This window comes from Chryseobacterium lacus (genome assembly GCF_003336205.1).
Lineage (GTDB): Bacteria > Bacteroidota > Bacteroidia > Flavobacteriales > Weeksellaceae > Chryseobacterium_A > Chryseobacterium_A lacus.
Genome location: NZ_QPIE01000001.1, coordinates 330,396 through 349,170 on the forward strand (window position 1 = coordinate 330,396; position 18,775 = coordinate 349,170).

Annotated in this window: 17 protein-coding genes; 6 read left to right on the forward strand and 11 right to left on the reverse strand. The window is 37.1% G+C overall.

The genetic code is table 11. From position 1 onward, the window contains the following. Positions 1 to 20: 20 nt before the first annotated feature. From DQ356_RS01605 to DQ356_RS01625, 5 genes are all read right to left on the reverse strand, one after another. Positions 21 to 590 carry an ExbD/TolR family protein gene (locus DQ356_RS01605; protein WP_114302700.1) on the reverse strand — a complete coding sequence of 190 codons (570 nt, stop codon included), beginning with the start codon at positions 588 to 590 and terminating at the stop codon, positions 21 to 23. Positions 591 to 597: 7 nt separating this feature from the next. Beyond that, positions 598 to 1,203, reverse strand: coding sequence for an ExbD/TolR family protein (locus DQ356_RS01610; RefSeq protein WP_114302701.1), 606 nt, complete (start codon positions 1,201 to 1,203; stop codon positions 598 to 600). Positions 1,204 to 1,272: 69 nt separating this feature from the next. Next, on the reverse strand, positions 1,273 to 2,133 hold the full coding sequence (locus tag DQ356_RS01615) for a MotA/TolQ/ExbB proton channel family protein (protein WP_114302702.1): 861 nt from the start codon (positions 2,131 to 2,133) through the stop codon (positions 1,273 to 1,275). A 242-nt stretch (positions 2,134 to 2,375) separates the two neighbouring features. Continuing rightward, the gene (gene leuS, locus DQ356_RS01620; protein ID WP_114302703.1) at positions 2,376 to 5,195 is read right to left on the reverse strand and encodes a leucine--tRNA ligase; all 2,820 of its coding nucleotides are present in this window, start codon (positions 5,193 to 5,195) and stop codon (positions 2,376 to 2,378) included. Positions 5,196 to 5,326: 131 nt separating this feature from the next. Then, on the reverse strand, positions 5,327 to 7,402 hold the full coding sequence (locus DQ356_RS01625; RefSeq protein ID WP_394337231.1) for a M3 family metallopeptidase: 2,076 nt from the start codon (positions 7,400 to 7,402) through the stop codon (positions 5,327 to 5,329). Positions 7,403 to 7,669: 267 nt separating this feature from the next. On the opposite strand from DQ356_RS01625, the gene DQ356_RS01630 reads away from it, so the two are divergent. The 3 genes from DQ356_RS01630 to trmB all read left to right on the forward strand — a co-directional run bounded on the left by DQ356_RS01630 (position 7,670) and on the right by trmB (position 10,111). Next, positions 7,670 to 8,428 carry a hypothetical protein gene (locus tag DQ356_RS01630; protein ID WP_114302817.1) on the forward strand — a complete coding sequence of 253 codons (759 nt, stop codon included), beginning with the start codon at positions 7,670 to 7,672 and terminating at the stop codon, positions 8,426 to 8,428. Between the two features lie 52 nt (positions 8,429 to 8,480). Beyond that, complete coding sequence (locus tag DQ356_RS01635; RefSeq protein WP_114302705.1) at positions 8,481 to 9,362, forward strand: DUF6759 domain-containing protein; 882 nt, start codon at positions 8,481 to 8,483, stop codon at positions 9,360 to 9,362. A gap of 65 nt (positions 9,363 to 9,427) precedes the next feature. After that, positions 9,428 to 10,111, forward strand: coding sequence for a tRNA (guanosine(46)-N7)-methyltransferase TrmB (gene trmB, locus DQ356_RS01640; protein ID WP_114302706.1), 684 nt, complete (start codon positions 9,428 to 9,430; stop codon positions 10,109 to 10,111). 78 nt (positions 10,112 to 10,189) lie between these two features. On the opposite strand, the gene tsf is transcribed toward trmB, so the two are convergent. Beyond that, complete coding sequence (tsf, locus tag DQ356_RS01645) at positions 10,190 to 11,011, reverse strand: translation elongation factor Ts (protein WP_114302707.1); 822 nt, start codon at positions 11,009 to 11,011, stop codon at positions 10,190 to 10,192. 146 nt (positions 11,012 to 11,157) lie between these two features. Between tsf and DQ356_RS01650 the strand changes: the two genes are divergently transcribed. Continuing rightward, positions 11,158 to 11,730, forward strand: a complete 573-nt coding sequence (locus DQ356_RS01650; protein ID WP_114302708.1) for a DUF6759 domain-containing protein — start codon at positions 11,158 to 11,160, stop codon at positions 11,728 to 11,730. An 82-nt stretch (positions 11,731 to 11,812) separates the two neighbouring features. On the opposite strand, the gene DQ356_RS01655 is transcribed toward DQ356_RS01650, so the two are convergent. After that, positions 11,813 to 12,769 (reverse strand): acetyl-CoA carboxylase carboxyltransferase subunit alpha, encoded by a 957-nt coding sequence (locus tag DQ356_RS01655; RefSeq protein WP_114302709.1) that lies wholly within the window; start codon positions 12,767 to 12,769, stop codon positions 11,813 to 11,815. Positions 12,770 to 12,814: 45 nt separating this feature from the next. Then, positions 12,815 to 14,326, reverse strand: a complete 1,512-nt coding sequence (gene gltX, locus DQ356_RS01660) for a glutamate--tRNA ligase (RefSeq protein WP_114302710.1) — start codon at positions 14,324 to 14,326, stop codon at positions 12,815 to 12,817. A 122-nt stretch (positions 14,327 to 14,448) separates the two neighbouring features. Here gltX and DQ356_RS01665 point away from each other — a divergent pair, with 122 nt between their 5' ends. Together DQ356_RS01665 and DQ356_RS01670 are read left to right on the forward strand one after the other, a co-directional pair. After that, positions 14,449 to 15,387 (forward strand): glycosyl transferase family 90, encoded by a 939-nt coding sequence (locus tag DQ356_RS01665; RefSeq protein WP_114302711.1) that lies wholly within the window; start codon positions 14,449 to 14,451, stop codon positions 15,385 to 15,387. A 15-nt stretch (positions 15,388 to 15,402) separates the two neighbouring features. Continuing rightward, positions 15,403 to 15,747 carry a phosphomannose isomerase type II C-terminal cupin domain gene (locus DQ356_RS01670; RefSeq protein WP_114302712.1) on the forward strand — a complete coding sequence of 115 codons (345 nt, stop codon included), beginning with the start codon at positions 15,403 to 15,405 and terminating at the stop codon, positions 15,745 to 15,747. 31 nt (positions 15,748 to 15,778) lie between these two features. Here the strand turns inward: DQ356_RS01670 and DQ356_RS01675 are convergent, their stop codons facing one another. Genes DQ356_RS01675 through DQ356_RS01685 form a run of 3 tightly spaced genes read right to left on the reverse strand, consistent with a single transcriptional unit; the run spans position 15,779 to position 18,775 of the window. Then, positions 15,779 to 16,822, reverse strand: a complete 1,044-nt coding sequence (locus DQ356_RS01675) for a glycosyltransferase (protein ID WP_114302713.1) — start codon at positions 16,820 to 16,822, stop codon at positions 15,779 to 15,781. Further along, on the reverse strand, positions 16,815 to 17,792 hold the full coding sequence (locus tag DQ356_RS01680) for a hypothetical protein (RefSeq protein ID WP_114302714.1): 978 nt from the start codon (positions 17,790 to 17,792) through the stop codon (positions 16,815 to 16,817). Before DQ356_RS01680 ends, DQ356_RS01675 begins: the two co-directional genes overlap by 8 nt. Continuing rightward, positions 17,792 to 18,775 carry a hypothetical protein gene (locus DQ356_RS01685; RefSeq protein WP_114302715.1) on the reverse strand — a complete coding sequence of 328 codons (984 nt, stop codon included), beginning with the start codon at positions 18,773 to 18,775 and terminating at the stop codon, positions 17,792 to 17,794. Before DQ356_RS01685 ends, DQ356_RS01680 begins: the two co-directional genes overlap by 1 nt.

The following is an 18,775-nucleotide window of genomic DNA, read 5'->3' on the forward strand; positions in this document are numbered from 1 at the left end:
TTTAAATTTTAACTGTCAACTTACTGACCGGAGGTAGCAGCAGGTGCTGCCGCAACTCCTATTTTTCTATCATAGATTTCCTGTTCCCAAGGCCGGATTTCGGTAATACCGTAACGCTCGTTCTTGGTGATGGCCATCTCATCCAACATATCAACAAAGTTCTTGTACAAAGCTTCATCTGTAGGTTTAATAATTACAGTGAATTTTTCCTTATCCTCTGCTCTGGCTTTCGCTTGCTGAACTACTGCTCTGATTCCTTCTCTATCGAAAGTGGTCTCGGTAAAGTTTTGGTCATTCAGAGAAGTTTGATCCTGCTGATGGTAAAAAACCCGGTTATCTTTTCCGATAATAATTGAAATTGAATTACTTAATTTAATTTCAGTATCGGGAGCTTTTTGATCATCTTTCGGTTTTGCAGGCAATCCCAGGTCCATCACATTTGGTTTGTTGAAAGTGGTAACCAACATAAAAAATGTAATCAAAAGAAAGGCCAAATCCACCATGGGAGTAAGGTCCACATGAGGAGGCTGCTTTTTGGAGCGAACCTTTTTACCTTTTCCACTATTATCATTAACTTGTATATCTGCCATTTTCTTATTAGTTAGTAGGACCTACTTCCTGATTTGTAATTAACCAAAATTTAAGGAAATCAATATCTCTTAATCCTTCAAAAAGGCCTTTCACCCTGTTGTATTTGGTATCTGTATCTCCTTTTATCGCCATTTTGTAATCGGGATTTACTGCCAAACTTTGCTCTACCCAGTCGATTAACTCTTTGCTGTTTTCATCCATAGGAACACCAGGAGCTTTAAAATTTTCCTGGTCCTCTTCTGAAAGATTTAAAAAGCCTTTCAGCTGATTCATCGGCACTCCTATCGCAGTCACTCTTGTGAATGCTGCTTTTTCCTCATCGGAGAAGGTGGTTCCGTATTTCTTTGCCATATTGTCTAAAAGCTGCATTCTTTCAGTTCCATTTTCTACGGGCGTGAAATAGAATCTTCCGTCTGTTGTGCTCAAGATCGTCATCAGACTTCCATCCGGAAGCAACTTTTCAGAAATTGAAGATGGCGTCGTAATATTCTCCACATCCGGTTTTGCAAACTGGGCGGTGAGGATAAAGAACGTGAGCAACAGGAAGGACACGTCGGTCATCGCTGTCATATCTACACGTATATTATGTCGTTTAGGTTTAACTCTCGCCATTATCTTAATATTATTATTTTAACTACTAATTTTTACGGGCTTTCATCCAAGATGAATGGCCCTCACCTATTAATGGTGTTCTGCAAAGGATTGCTGAATAGACATTGCAATCTCATCAATTTTGAAGGTCATGCTGTCGATCTTAGAGGTAAAATAATTATAAAAGATAATCGCAACTGCTGAAGTACCAATACCTAAAGCGGTATTAATTAATGCTTCAGAAATACCGATTGAAAGTGCTGCAGAGTCTGGAGTACCTCCGCCGGAACCCAAAGCGTTAAATGCTTTAATCATCCCAATTACTGTACCTAAAAGTGCTACAAGCGTTGCTACGGTACCAAGAGTAGAGAGAATCATCATATTTTTCTCAAGCATTGGCATTTCCAAAGTGGTAGCCTCTTCAATCGCCTTGTTAAGGGCTGCCATTTTTTGTTCTTTATTCATGGTGGTATCATGAGCCAGAGCTTTGTAAGACACCAATCCTTCTTTAATTACATTTCCTACTGTACCTCTTTGTCTGTCGCATTCTTCGATGGCTTCATCAATTTTGTTTTCATTAAGAAGTCTTCTGATTGACAAAACGAACTGATCCAAGTTTCCTTGTCCCTGAGCTCTGTTAAGCATAAGAGCACGCTCAATAGAGAAAACGATTACAATTATCATAAAGGTAATCAAGATCGGTACGATTGGGCCTCCCATATAAATAATACCCATAAATCCGTCCGGATGCAATTCTTTCGTCTCCACACCCGAGAATCCTACAGACATTCCGGTAAGTCTTGGGTCATCCTTAAAGTTGGAAGGATTTCCTAACACAAAGTAATAAATTAAATACCCAATAGCGAGAAGAATAGGCAATATTAATGTAGGATTTAACCCACCTGCTTTTCTTGCAACAACTTGTTCGTCGTTTGAAACATTCATTTCCATATTAAACTAAATTATAATTATTATTTTAAATTTTCGCGCCGTAAAATAACCACAAATATTTCTTACCCACAAGATTTCTATTGCATTTTTCTCAACATGAACAAGTGTTAATATTGGAAAATCCGCAAATAATGTTGGATTTTTTACGTGATACTTTCAATTCCGGCCAAAATGCTATAAACTCGAGAAAAAAGAATTATTTTTTTACGAATTCATCAATTGTGTTTTCCTTTTTTTTGGAACTAAACGACAATATTAATGATTTTTTTCGGAACAATTATCACTTTCTTTGGCAAATTTCCAACCAACTGTTTAACGGTTTTTTCATCCTGCAACACCCTTTCTTCAATTTTCTTGACATCTAAATCCGCAGGAAGTGTTATTTTAAACTTCATTTTTCCGTTAAAACTTACAGGATATTCAAACTCATCCTCCAAAATGTATGCCTCAATAAAAGAAGGGAATTCCGCAAACTCTATCGAAGTTTTGTGTCCCAATATCATCCAAAGCTCTTCACAAATATGTGGCGCATAAGGTGAAATGACTACAGCTAACGGTTCCAGAATTTTTCTTTTGTTACATTTCAGCTTCTGCAGTTCATTCACCGAAATCATAAATGATGAAACGGAAGTATTGAATGAAAAATTGTCCAGATCGTAAATAACTTTCTTGATTAAAGTATGCAGAACCTTGTATTCCTGCTTTGTAGGTTCTTCCTCAGAAATGGAAACCACATCTCCATCATAATATAAATTATAAAACTTCTTCAGGAAACCGTAAACACCGGAAAGTCCTTGTGTATTCCAGGGTTTACTCTGTTCCAGCGGACCGAGAAACATTTCGTAAAGACGCAGACAATCGGCACCGTATTCATCACAAATATCATCAGGATTTACGACATTGTATTTGGATTTAGACATTTTTTCTACTTCCCGTCCAACAATATATTTTCCGTCTTCCAGAATAAATTCCGCATCAGCAAACTCTGGCCTCCATTTTTTAAAAGCTTCCGTATCCAGTTCATCAGTTGCTCCTTTTAATAAGGAAACATCAACGTGGATTTTTTGAACATCATATTCCTGAACGAGATTTTTGGAAACAAATTTATTCGTACCATTCATTCTATAAACAAACGCACTCATCCCCAAGATCATTCCCTGATTGATCAGTTTTTTAAAAGGCTCTTCCTGAGAAATAAAACCTCTGTCTTTCAAAAACATATTCCAAAAACGGGAATACAACAAATGTCCTGTAGCGTGCTCGCTTCCTCCAATGTACAAATCAACCTGTCCCCAATAATCCGAAAGTTTTTTATCAGTAAAAACCTCATCATTATTCGGATCCATATATCTCAGGAAATACCATGAACTCCCGGCCCAACCAGGCATTGTAGATAATTCCAAAGGAAAAACATGTTCACTTTCCTTGTCCAAAGCAGAAGGTGCTGCAACAATTTTTTCATTTCGTTCATCCCAATACCATTCTTTGGCGTTTCCTAATGGCGGATCGCCGTCCTCGGTAGGAAGGTATTTTTCAACTTCCGGCAATTCTAAAGGCAAGGCTGAAACTGGCAATGTATATGGCATTCCGTCTTTATAATAGACCGGAACAGGTTCGCCCCAATACCGCTGTCTGGAGAAAATGGCATCGCGCTGGCGGTAATTGGTCGTTCCGTGACCAAGATCTCGGTCTTCAATTTCCGCAATAATTTTATTTTTAGCTTCTGTATAATTCAGTCCGTTCAGAAAATCAGAATTCACACAGACAGAATCTTTAGAATCGTAGGATTCTTCCTGGACATCCACCTCATTTTTGATTACATTCACGATTTCCAATCCGAATTTTTTCGCAAAACGATGATCGCGTTCATCATGCGCGGGAACTGCCATCACTGCACCGGTTCCGTAACCCATCAAGACATAATCGGAAATATAAACCGGCATTTTTTTCTTTGTAAAAGGATTCAAAGCGTAACTTCCTGTGAAGGCTCCGGAAACGTTTTTCACATCAGACATTCTGTCGCGTTCGGTTTTTTTGGAGGTTTCTTCAATATAATTTTGCACTTCGATTTTCTGCTCCGCTGTCGTGAGCTTTTCTACCAAAGGATTTTCGGGAGCGAGAACCATGAAGGTAGCACCAAAAATAGTATCGGGACGCGTAGTAAAAACTTCTATAATTTCTTCACTTTCTGTTGCAAACTTGACCGCTGCTCCCTGGGATTTACCGATCCAGTATTCCTGTGCGTCTTTCAGCGGTTGCGGCCAGTCAATATGTTGTAATCCTTGAAGTAATCTTTCAGAATAAGCCGTAATTCTCATGCTCCACTGCATCATTTTCTTTTGGAATACCGGAAAACCGCCGCGTTCAGATTTGCCGTCTTTCACTTCATCATTAGCAAGAACGGTTCCTAAAGCCGGACACCAGTTCACAGTAGTTTCAGCACGAAATGCCATGCGATAATTCAGAAGAATATCTTCTTTATCCATTTCCGAAGCGGCATTCCACTCTTCTGCAGTGAAACTGAGGTGTTCAGTTTGCTGTGCATTTAAATTTTCTGTTCCGTACGATTCAAAATGTCTGACCAGAGATGAAATGGGTTCCGCCTTATCAGTAGATTTATTGTACCACGAATGAAAAAGTTCGATAAAAATCCATTGGGTCCATTTATAATACGATGGATCCGAAGTTCTCAATTCGCGACTCCAATCGAAAGAAAAACCGATTCTGCGAAGTTGTTCTTCATATCTTGTAATATTCTGCTCGGTAGTTACGGCAGGATGCTGTCCTGTCTGAATTGCATATTGCTCTGCAGGAAGCCCGAAAGAATCATAACCTATCGGATGAAGCACATTAAAACCGTGATATCTTTTATATCTAGCATAAATATCTGAAGCAATATAACCCAACGGATGGCCTACGTGAAGCCCTGCTCCGGATGGATAGGGGAACATATCCAAAACGTAAAATTTCGGTTTGGAAGTATCATTGGAAGCGTTATAGGTTTGATTTTCTTTCCAATACTGTTGCCATTTTTTTTCTATCTGCTGGTGATCGTAAAACATGTTATCCGATTTTCAATAATCAGCAAATTTAAGGTTTTGAAATGACAATTTTAAGGAAAAACCACCAATGTATTTTAACAAAAAAGGTTGTCTCACTGCTGAAACAACCTGTCTAATTTTGATTTAACAATTTACTTGATAAACCCTTTATTCCTCAATAACGGTTTAATATCCGGGTCTTTTCCGGTATAGTCTTTAAACGCCTGATTCAAATCCTGGGAATTCCCTACTGAAAGAATATATTCCCGGAAACGGTCTCCGTTTGCACGTGTCATTCCGCCGTTTTTGACAATATAATCCCAGGCTGATGCATTCAAAACATCACTCCACATATAAGCATAGTAACCTGCTGAATAGCCACCACCCCAAATATGGGCAAAATAAGGAGAATGATATCTTGGCGGAACTTCTGAAAGTGTAAATCCGGTTTTCTTCAAAACTTCTTTTTCAAATTCCAGAGTAGGTTTCAGTTGGCTTTCATCCGTAATTGAATGCCAAGACATATCCAGCATTGCTGCAGAAACCAATTCAGTGGTTGAATATCCTTGATTGAATGAATCCGCATTTTTTATTTTATCAACAAGATCCTGTGGCATCGGTTTTCCGGTCTCATAATGAAGTGCATAATTTTTGAGAACTGAAGGTTCTAATGCGAAAAATTCATTGATTTGCGACGGAAACTCTACAAAATCGCGCGGTGTATTGGTTCCCGAAAGCGAAACATATTTTTGATTGGCAAACAATCCGTGCAAAGTATGACCGAATTCATGAAACATAGTCGTCACATCATCATAAGAAATAAGAGAAGGCTTTCCAGCTGCCGGTTTCTGATAATTAAAAACATTGGTAATCACTGGCTTTTGACCTAATAAGTGAGATTGATCCACGTAATTATTCATCCAGGCTCCTCCACTTTTGTTGCTTCTTGTGTAGAAATCTAAATAATAAATGGCCATAGAAGTTCCATCTTTATCGAAAATTTCATACGTAATTACATCGGGATGGTAGACCGGAAGATCTGTTCTTTTCTTGAAAGTGATTCCAAAGAATTTTTCTGCAGCATAGAAAACTCCTTTTTCCAAAACAGTATTAACTTCAAAATAAGGTTTTATTTGATTTTCGTCCAAATCATACTTTGCTTTCCGCACCTGTTCTGCGTAGAAATTCCAATCCCACGGAGCGAGTTCAAAACCTCCCTTTTGTTTATCAATGAGCGATTGAATTTCGTTTCTTTCCCGTTTTGCGGTTTCTACAGCTGGCTGAGCAAGTCGCATGAGAAGCTCTCTCGCTTTCTCGGGCTTTTGCGCCATCTGATCTTGCAGTTTCCATTCAGCAAAAGATTTTTTCCCTAACAACTGTGCTTTTTTCAGGCGTAATTTTGCTTGTTGTTCCAAAACCTTTCTTGTATCATTAGCATCGCCTTTTTCGGCACGTGTCCAAGAAGCATGGAAGAGTTTTTCTCTCGTATTTCTGTTTTTCAGATTTTGCAAAAGAGGCTGCTGCGTTGTATTTTGCAAAGCCAAAAGATATTTTCCGGAATGTCCTGCTGTTTTTGCATTCGCTGCAGCTGAAGCAATTTCATCAGCCGAAAGCCCTTCCAATTCTTTTACATCGGAAATCAGCACCCCCCCCTCTTTCCGGGCTTCCAGAAGCTTATTGCTGAATTGCGTGGAAAGGCTTGCCAGTTCTTCGTTTACTTTTTTCAGCTGTTCTTTTTTATCTGCGGAAAGATTGGCACCAGCGATTTCAAATTTCTGAAGATAGTATTCTGCAAGCCTTCGGTCTTCTCCGGTGAGAGACTGAATATCAATAGCTTTCACCCGCTGATATAATTGGTCGTTCAAATAAATTTCATCCTGTTGGGCAGCGAATTTAGGCGCAAATTCCACTTGCAATTTCTGAAGTTCAGGATTTGTATTGGCACTTGTAAAATTAAAGAAAACACTTTGTGCTCTTTTTAGTACTTCACCACTGTTTTCTAAAGCAAGAATGGTGTTATCAAAAGTAGGAGCTGCTTTATTACCTGTAATTTCAGAGAGTTCAAAAAGTTGTTGTTGCAATCCGTATTCAAAAGCCGGCCGAAAATGCTCGTCTTTTATTTTGTCAAATTCCGGAGCCTGATATTGCAGGGAGCTTTTTTTCATAAAAGGGTTCGATGCCAAGGTAGCATTGACCACAGGCTTGGAAGCGGCTGAATTTGTCTTCATAGTATTACATCCAGTATTGAGAAGTAAAGTGGAAATTAAAAATAAACTTAAAACATTTTTTTTCATGTGAAAATATTTATATTCAGGTTGAAAGGTACGAATTTTTAGAATGGCGAAAGCGCCTCAGCGACTAATTTAAGGCTTTCCGGAAAATACTTTAACCTAACTTTAACGCACTCGCGGAATCTAAATCCTTGGCTGAAGAGAATTTCTGTTTATTTTTGCGAATCTATGCGTAGTGTTGTAATATTGTTTACCTGTTTGCTGATGTCAAATCTGAATGCTCAGGTGTTTTCTGGTGAAATTCTTCTTCGCGACCGATCGTCTTATTATCTGAATCAGGTGTATGTTACGAATCTGAATGAACAACGCACCGTTCTTACCAATTTCAACGGAAATTTCAGCATCGACGCCAAACCTGGAGATGTAGTGCGTTTTACGTCTATTGTTACAGATCGGAAAGATGTGGTGATTACGGAAAAAATGCTTCAAACTTCCTTGAATATTGTAGAACTGAAAATTGCTTATTACGAAATACAGGAAGTAGTGATTAACAAATTCAAACCTTCCGGAAATTTAAAGAAAGATGTTCTGTCACTGAAAACAGGTGAAAAGGAAATGAAACTGAAAACCATTATTGGATTGCCCGAACCAAAAGGCGATGGCACACCTCAACAAGCGCCGGTTTTATCATTGGCGGATGGTGGACTTTCTTTTAGTATCGACACTATTTACGATTTGATCAGCGGTGATCATAAAAAGAAACAACGCCTGCAAAACTATGAAAAGATGAATGCTGCCATAAACAATATTAAACAATATTATGGCGAAGAATATTTTTTAAAACTTAAAATTCCGAAGCAATTTATAGATAATTTCCTCCAGTTTGTGTACAGTTCCGATGACCTGAGACCTCTGATAGCATCCGGAAATTATGAAGCAGTTGCCATTTATATTGAACGTTATCTTCCAATTTATCAGCGAAGGCTCCAAAACTCAAAACTGATGGAAACTGTAACGGAATGATAACATTTCCCGAAAAATCCCGTTATTTCTAATAATTTTTAAACTATAGAGAATGTACAAATTCCTTTTTTTCATATTCGCGCTGTTTGCGTTTACGATTGTTCCGGCACAGCAGAAAATGAAAAACTACAATAATATTATAAAAAGCCACAACATTTATGAACTGGATGCATTTCTGCGCGATGCGCATCCTGATGATCCGCGGAGATCTGTTTTGAAACCCCGGCTCATGGATCTTTTGGCCGATTATATTAAAAAAGCACATCCGGACGATCAGCGCGTTGCAGATATGCAGGGAAAACTCGCTATGCTGAAAAGACGGCCTTCTACCAAAATATCTTTTGACGAGATGAATGAAATCATCCGTCAGAAACAAATCCGTTACTACCAGGAACAGCTTGCCAAAGCCCAACGTGAATTGGCCAATCCTACACCGAGAACCATCGTTAAAAAAACAACCGTTCCCACACCTGAGCGTGAAACTACACCTAAAAGAAGTTCTATATTTACTAAGAAATCTTCATCTTCCACTTCTTCAGCCACTGAAATCAAATCTGTAACAAACAAGTCCTCTTCAGTTGCAGTGAATTACGAAAATCCTGAGCAAGCCGAATTTGAAATGCTGATGAATCCTTCCGCCGAAGAACATAAAAATAAAACGGTAAAAGTTTTAAATTCACTTTTTGACAATGACCCAACCAGCAAAGACACCACCGTTCTGATTGAAAATCTGTCTGATTGCGATATGATTATGCGGATAGAAGGAACAGGTTACACCAAATACAGGCTCGCTGTTCCCGCTAAAGGCCAGAATACTATTGTCATTTTGAAGGGCCAGTATCTGTTCTCAAGTTTGGTATGTGGCGCACAGTATGCTTCACAGAAAACTGTAAGTAAAGCAATTATGGTGTCTCTTGGAAATCCTCCAAAATAATTTGTAGCTTTCTTTTTCACCAGTTACATTGGGTTTCATTACCTTTGCACGCATTAATTTTACCAATGGGGAAGAAAAATAAACAGGCGAGATTTGCTGAAAACAAACTCCTTACGAATGTGATGCAGCCTACTCGCGAAGAAGCCATCAGCGGTTATCACCTGAAAGGGAAATGGCGGTCAGAAATTTTTAAAAATGAAAATCCTGTTATTCTGGAATTAGGTTGCGGAAAAGGGGAATATTCGGTGGGATTGGCGCAGGCTTTTCCTAAGAAAAATTTTATAGGAATCGATATTAAAGGAGCCAGATTCTGGTTTGGAGCGAAAGAAGCAGATGAAAAAAACCTTAAAAATGTTTGTTTTCTAAGAACACAAATTGAACTGATTGATCATTTTTTTGATACTGACGAAGTAGATGAAATTTGGATTACTTTTCCGGATCCGCAAATAAAATACAGGCGTACCAAACACCGGATGACCCATCCCGATTTTCTGGATCGATATAAAAAAGTCCTGAAACCCGACGGAATTATTCATTTAAAAACAGATTCAGAATTTCTTCACGGATATACACTTGGGCTCTTGCAAGGATTGGGACATGAAATCATCTCTGCGCATCACGATATTTATGGTGCTCCGGAATATGATCCCGAAACCCCTTTGCTGAGAGAAATTAAAACCTATTATGAAGAACTTTTTTCATCAAAAGGAAAAACCATTACCTATATCAAGTTTCGAATAAAAAGGTAATTCAACACCTTAAACGAAAAATAAGAATCCCGCTAAGACTATTCAAAGCGGGATTTTTTATGGATGAAAAGGAAGATATTAAGTAAGGCTTACTCTTACAAATCCTACCACTTTCAAATCGTCATTGATTGATTTTACGTAATCTGCGACAGAAATATTTCCGTCTTTGATGAACGCCTGGTGCACCAATGTGTTATCTTTATAAAAACGCTGCATTTTCCCTTTCAGGATGTTTTCGATAATATTTGCAGGCTTTCCTTCTTTAGTTAAAAGTTCTCTTTCGATATCCAATTCTTTATTGATTGTTTCTTCAGAAACTTTCGTTTCATCCAAAGCCATCGGGTTCATAGCTGCAACCTGCATCGATACAGATTTTGCAACTTCTTCAGCACCGGAAACATCAGCAGACAGTGAAGTAATGGCTGCAATTCTATTTCCTGCATGAATATATGCTCCCAAATAAGGACCTTCAATAGTTTCAAAAGAACCAACTTCGATTTTCTCTCCGATAACGCCGGTTTGTTCGGTCAGTTTATCCGCAACAGTGATTCCTTTATAATCAGAAGCCAGAAATTCTTCTTTTGTTTTTCCCAAAGCCAGTTCAGCCAGATCGTGAGCTAATTTCACGAAATCTTCATTTTTCGCAACAAAATCAGTCTCACAATTCAGTGCAATAATGACACCTCTTGTTTTGTCATTATTTACTTTTGCAATTACAGCACCTTCTGTAGATTCTCTGTCAGCTCTGTTCGCAGCAACTTTCTGTCCTTTTTTTCTAAGGATTTCTATTGCTTTGTCAAAATCTCCTTCCGCTTCAGTTAGCGCTTTTTTGCAGTCCATCATTCCTGCTCCTGTTGTGTTTCTTAGTTTCGCTACATCTGCAGCAACTGGTGTGTACATATTATCTGATTTTTTTATTAAAAATTTCGTTAGATTGAGTTGGTTTTTTAGCCATGCAAAGATAATAATTATTATGCAAACTAAAATATAGTTTTCAGCGTTATGGTAAAGTGTTATTATTTTTTTAATGTAGCTCAATTATTGATATGAAAAAGATATTTATGTTGGCTTTTTTCTTTTGTCTGATTATAGTATTAGGGCAAAAAAAGAAGTCTGCAGCCAAACTTCCGGCTGAAAAACTTACTGCGCAACAAGCTCAAATGAGCAATAACCCTCAGGTTATTGCCGCTTTTATAAAAGCCAATCCAAATGATCCTAACATGAGATCATTACGAATAAAACTCATAGAACTCGTGACTCCGGCAAAAGATCTGGAAGCCAAACCGAAAGTAGAACGGTTATCAAAAAGCAAACTTCGGAAAGAAGTGAGAAATGACCCGAAAGGTGGACAGCAAACTGCAAAAGTGCTGAATCATCTTTTCAATGATTCACCCAATAAAAAAGAAGCGTATGTTCAGATTGTGAATAAATCGAAGTGTAATCTGGTGGTAAAATTCAGTGGTAAAAATAATTATTACAACCTGAATGTTCCTGCGAACAATGATAATTTCATCATGATCAACAAAGGACAATATGTAGTAACCACCGGTATTTGCGATGCTAAATACTCGTCATCGAAAAATATCACAAAAGATATTGCGATTACCCTGGCGAATTAAAATATTCAACAATAAAAAAGCGAAGAATCTTGTGAATTCTTCGCTTTTTTTATCGATACAAGTTACTTATTCCTATAAAATTTTATCCTTTAAATTGTCCCATCGAAATGAATTTTTCCTGGCGCTGTTGCTCCAGTTCTTTCCCGGAAAATTTGGAAAAACCTTTGATATTCTGAATGATGGATTGCTTCAGGTGATCATAAGCTACTTTCGGTTCGTAATGCGCACCACCAAGCGGCTCTTCAATAATTCCATCGATAAATTTATGTTCCAGTGCATCTTTCGGAGTCAGTTTCAGTGCGTTGGCTGCATCTTCTTTATGATTCCAATTTCTCCATAAAATAGAAGAGCAACTTTCCGGGGCAATAACAGTGTACCAAGTATTTTCCAGCATATAAACTTTGTTCCCGACACCGATTCCCAAAGCGCCTCCACTCGCGCCTTCGCCGATGATATAACAGAAAATCGGGGTTTTCAGCATCGTCATTTCAAAAATATTTCTGGCAATCGCTTCGCCCTGGCCTCTTTCTTCAGCTTCCAAACCAGGGTAAGCTCCTGGAGTATCAATTAAAGTAACCACAGGGATTTTAAATTTCTCTGCAAGTTTCATCAGTCTCAGTGCCTTTCTGTATCCTTCAGGATTGCTCATTCCGAATCTTCTGTGCTGTCTTTCTTTGGTAGTTCTTCCTTTTTGAGTTCCAATCAGCATCACTCTATGGCCGTCTATCGTGGCAAGTCCGCCAATCATTGCAGGATCGTCAGCAAAATTACGATCGCCGTGAAGCTCCAGAAAACTGTCTTTATCTACAATGCCGTTTATAAAGTCTAAAGTATAAGGACGATTCGGATGTCTGGAGAGCTGAACGCGCTGCCATGGCGTCAGATTTCCATAAATTTCTTTCTTTTTTTCAATTATCTTATCTTCGATTTGAGAACAGGCAAGCTTTACATCTACACCGGCGTCTTCGCCTACTAGCGAACAGGTTTGATACTGCTCCATTAATTCTTCAATCGGTTTTTCAAATTCTAAATATTCCATTCTGCTGAGAAATTATTGTTCAAATTTACTAAAAATTGAAGAATTCTATTGAATATTGTTTATCGCATTCTGAATGCGGACTATAGTTTCTTCGGAACCAAGGATTTCCATAATATCAGGAACATCCGGACCTTTCAGTTCACCCACCAAAGCTAAACGCAGCGGCATCATGATTTTTCCCATTCCCAGAGATTTATTTTGAGCGAAATCCTGAATGTATTGTTTCAATACTTCGCGGTTGAAAGTGACAGATTGCAGTTCTGAAGCAAATTCTTTCATATTTTCGACAGCATCTTTGTTCCAGGCTTTTGCAACTGCTTTTTCATCATAAGATGCAGGGCTTTGGAAAAAGAATTTTCCGTCTTCATAAATATCTCTTGCGAACGTTGCCCTTTCTTTCATCAAAGCAATAATCTTCAAAATATTTTCTTTGGAAAGCGCAGAATCTTTAACCTGATCAATACTCATCAACATTTCCAAAACTTCTTCGTCTGTTTTTTTCTGAAGATACTGATGATTGAACCATTCGGCTTTTTCTTTGCTAAAACGTGCTCCTGCCTTGTGAAGTTTGTGTAAATCGAATTCCTGAGTCATTTCCTGGAGGCTCAAAATTTCTTTATCATCTGCCGGCGACCAGCCTAAAAGTGCCAGAAAATTCACAAAAGCTTCCGGAAGATAGCCTTGTTCGCGATATCCCGGATAAGTTTCACCTGAGGTTTTATCATGAAAATCCAGCGGGAACACCGGGAAACCGAATTTGGCACCGTCTCTTTTGCTGAGTTTTCCTTTTCCTTCAGGCTTTAAAATAAGTGATAAATGAGCAAACTCGGGAGCTTGCCATCCCATCGCTTCATATAACAGGACATGTAATCCCAAGGAAGGAAGCCACTCTTCGCCGCGAATAACGTGGCTGATTTTCATTTCGTAATCATCAATAATATTAGCAAAATGATAGGTAGGCATGCCGTCGTTTTTTACCAGAACTTTATCATCTAATGTATTGGTATTCACGGTAAATTTTCCACGAATAATATCTTCTAAATTCAAAGTTCTGTCAACAGGCATTTTAAACCTGACTACGTGAGGCGTTTGCTGATCAATAAGCTTTTGCACCTCTTCTTCAGAAAGGGACAAGCTGTTTCTCAAAGTATTCCTTGTGATATAATTATAAGAAAAAACCTCACCTCGAGATTCAAATTCTGCACGGATTTGATCCAATTCTTCAGGCGTATCAAAGGCGATATAGGCAAAATCTGTTTTCAGGATTTCTGCAGTATATCGATCATAAATTTTCCTGCGTTCACTTTGTCTGTAAGGGCCATAATTGCCGCCGTGTTTCGGGCTTTCGTCCGGGATAATTCCTGCCCATTCCAAGGCTTCCATGATGTATTCTTCGGCTCCTTCCACATATCTTGCGGTATCCGTATCTTCAATTCTCAGGATAAAGTCGCCACCCTGATTTTTGGCAAAAAGATAATCATACAAAGCTGTTCTCATGCCTCCCAAGTGCAACGGTCCGGTAGGACTTGGCGCAAAACGCACTCTTACTCTGTTCATTTAATTTTATAATTTGCTGCAAATTTACTTAAAGTAAATGTATTTCTTTCCCGTGAATGGTATTCAAAATCGTAGTATGGACAATTAAATAGTTTGATGTATTTTTGAACAATTTTAGCAAAATGGCGAAAGTTTACAGAAACAATAAATTACTCCTTTACATTCAGGGCTTTACGAGAGCATTGCTTCCTTCAAAAACTGCTGATAAAAAAATAAGTGAGCTTTACAAAACATTGTCAAAGGAAGAAAAAGAAATTGTAGAAAGAAGGGTAAATTATTATAATAAAATTCACAAACCCACTGAAGTTCCACATCATGGAACGCTTGTGAAAGACCTCACTAAGCCAAAAACTCCGAAAGCTTATTATTTCGACACTTATGAATTTGCGCGGCATTTCTCTCCTCATCTTCCGATAGATTATGCTTTTGGAGATGTAAATACCATTTTGGATTCTCCGATGATTACGAAAAGCCGGCCCATTCATGGAAATAATGAAAATAATATTCTGTTGAATCTGGATAAAGGAAGGCATTTTGTTTCTGTAAAAGACGAGTTCCATTTTACAAATAAAAAAGACTTAATGATAGGCAGAGCAGCGGTCTATCAACAACACAGGATAGCGTTTTTTGAGAAATATTTTGAAAATCCGATGTGTGACTTGGGACAGGTAAATAAGAAAGGAGGAAATCCAAAATGGATTAAACCAAAAATTTCGGTTTCTGAGCATTTGCGCCACAAGTTTATCCTAAGCCTGGAGGGAAATGATGTTGCTACTAATCTGAAATGGATCATGTCTTCCAATTCCATCGCTGTTTCGCCTCCTTTGAAAATGGAGACTTGGTATATGGAAGGGACGCTGCGACCCGATGAACATTTTATCGGAATTAAGGAGAATTATGAAGATCTCGAAGACAAATTACAGTATTACATAGATCATCCGAAAGACGCTGATGACATCATTGCCAATGCAAAAAAACACAGAGCTCAATTTGAAAATAAAAGTGTTGAAAATTTAGTTTCTATATTGGTTTTGAAAAAATATTTTGAGTACATTCGTTAACTGAAAAATCGTGTTATGTTAGAAATAGGAGAACGACCGTGGGGGAAATATTATGTTCTGGCAGATGAAAAGAATTATAAAGTAAAAAGAGTCGAAGTATATCCAGGCCAAAAGTTATCATACCAATATCATCATCAAAGACAGGAACAATGGACTATTGTAGAAGGAAATGCCATCGTTATTCTGGATGATAAAGAAATTTCACTTTCCTACGGACATAGCATTTCGATTCCCTTGGGTGCAAAGCACAGGATTATGAATCTTACTGATAAGCCTTTAATATTCATTGAAGTACAAACCGGAAGTTATTTCGGGGAAGATGATATTGTGCGTCTGGAGGATGAGTATGACCGTCAATGATATAGTCTTTAGTTTTGCGCTGCAAAAAGATTTAGTCCAGTTGAGTAATGATGGATTGCCAAGCTTTTTTCGTAGAAAGTTCTTCGTTAAGCATTGAATATTTTTCTAATACAAAATTAGAAGCTTTTTTTCCTTTTTGTAATATTTCGGCTTCATTTTCTTCAAATTGCAAGGCATACGCTTCTATTGTTTTTACAAATGTAATAATGTCGCCATCTGGTATCACTGCAGAAAATTCCTCATGAAAATACTCTTTTCCAGCTTGTCCAGCATATCCAATAACAAAACACCCACAAGCCATGGCTTCGACTGGAGGCAAACCAAAACCTTCACGATGATTAAAACTCAGAAAAAAAACTGACTCCTTCATATGGGATGCCACTTCTCTTTCAGAAAGATTATCAATTGGGAAAAACTCCCAGCTTTTTAAATTTTTCCTAGCTTTCAAAATGTTAATAACCTGTACAGAATCTTCCTCTAACTTTCTAGGCATATAAGCAATTTTCTTTTTTTTGAATTGACCCGGGAAAAAAAAATTATCATCTATTCCCAAAGTTATCTGGAAAATTTTCAAATCTGGAAAGGTATAAGATAAATAAGAATGAGCATCATCAGAAGCAACGATTACCCCTAAGCATCGTGAATTTGTATATGGGTTTTCTTCGGGAAAATTGGCACTATAATGTTGAAAAGTATAATAACAATTTTGATTGAAAATAACATATGGATTCTCAGGCAAAGCTTTATGCATATTGCTTCCATAAATTTCAGGAAGAACTACTATTGAATCTCTCCCAATAATTTCGTCATTACGCGAAGCTACAAAAGATTTTATCCGATTATAAAAAGTAATATTATTTTTTGAAATACTTCCTAAAATTCTCTTAAAAATGTGGTAATTATAAACTACATTTTCCGCATGATACCACTTGTTTTTTGATTTATCTTTTTTTTTAATTAAAAGATAGGATTCAAATCCCACCCGCCGCAGGATGGTAACCTGACGATAAATCTGTTTTATTCCACCTGTAGGCTCTGCATTAGATGGAGAAAGAAAATATATCTTTTTACCCATTGTTATTTTTAATAATATTTTTAATCCAGCTCTCAAGGCTATACTTGTATAAAATATGCTCAGGTAATTCACGATAAGGCGTATTTAGAAAATCTGAATCTAAATGCGGGTTGTCAGGATCAATTACGAGAATATTCTGAGGATCGTAGAAATCATAATTTTTAATCATCTCATTTGTTGTGATGAGTTTCTTTCTTAAACCCATAGCTTCAAAAGGTCTGAATGATAAACCAGTTTGATTTTGATGCGCAATATCCAAAATTATTTTTGTTCTAGAACTTACCTTATAGGATTCAGAAAAAGGAATGAGTTCGTACGTCGATGTTATATGTTGGGACTTCCCATGAGTTTCAATATTTTTAGCAAGATGCCGATAAAGTATAGAATGAGCATGAAGCGAATTAGCATTCAGAAAGTCAAGTATTTTTATCAGATTATATATCCTGCCATCTTCTGTACCCCAAAACAACACATCATATAAAGGTTCGGTATCTGCAGATCTATCACAAAAATAAAAGTTATGATTTTTACTAAATCCGTATTTTATACAATCTAAGGAATCAAAACTGAAGCATTGATCAAAATATTGAATGGTTTCTTCTTGACCTTTAATTTTATTAATGCTGTCCCAAAAGATAGCTTTCATGATACTTGTTTTATTCTTCAATTTCTGAAGATTTTCTATAGATATGACATCAGGGCGGTTAATTATAATTTGCTCATAACGATCTTTTTTCTCCAAAACCCTAAAGAAGTCCATCTGTTGCTTTTCATCCTTCAAATTACGATTAAGAAACAGTTTCATAAAAAAGTTCTGCAATTTCTCTCCAAAATGACGATATTTATATCTTTTAGTGTATGCACTTACCACATGTTTTACCTCATAATTACTGTATTTCTTTAAGCCTTCAAAGATGACTTCATTAAATCCAAAATAATCAGGAGCAATGAACAAAATTTTCTTTTTCATTAGGTAAGAGTTTTAGTAATCCAAGCAGTGAAGCTATAGTTACTCGCCGTGCTATTAATCTCACAATAAGGTTCTTCTAAAAACTGTTCCAAAGACATTGAGCTTTCATTGATAATATATATGTTTCTTTCATTGTAAAAGTCGAATTCTTTTACCAGCTTGTTATTTGTAATCAGTTTTCTTTTATATCCAACAGCTTCAAATGCCCTAAAAGACAGCCCAGCGTGAATCTTATTTTCTACATCCAACACAATCTCTGAGGATTTACATTCAATCATACTCTCTTCAAACGTCAATCCTTTTTTTATAAAATTGATTGGATACTTTCGGTATTTCTCTATTTTCTTTTCATTGTTATAAACAATATTGATATTGATATTTAGTCCTAGATGTTGTAATTCTGATGCGATAAAAGCAATATCTTCAATCCGGTCTTTCATAAATGTTCCCACAAAGAAAACATCCTGTTTTATTATTGAAAACTCAGGAAGATAATCAAAATAGAAATTGGTAGTAAATTCCACACCCTGATATTTTTCTTCGTCATTCTTATCAAAAACAAAAAAACGGTCAAAAAACTGCACCCTTGTTTCAGCCAAGGGAAAACGTTTCATTCCATCCCACTGATAGGCAACTGAAAATTTTGATTTATTCTTAATTTCTTTCAGAACTGATTCAGAAAATAAATCCGGTCTTATGACTAATGCAAAATCAGATTGGCGTATGTTGCTTAGAATTTCCAGCTGTGGCTTTTCTTTTAGCACAGTCAGCTTCTCAGTTTTATAGCTTTTATCTTTTAAAAATATTTTTTTCAAAAAATGTATAAAAGAATTTATATGGGAAATTCTTATTTTTTTTGAGGCATCATGAGGAACAGAATACACGGTAAAACCTAATAATTCCAGATTTTTACGAAAACAGACGGGAAGCCCAAAGTGGTCGGGAACTGCTAATATGATAGTCTTGTTCTTATAAAGTTCCAT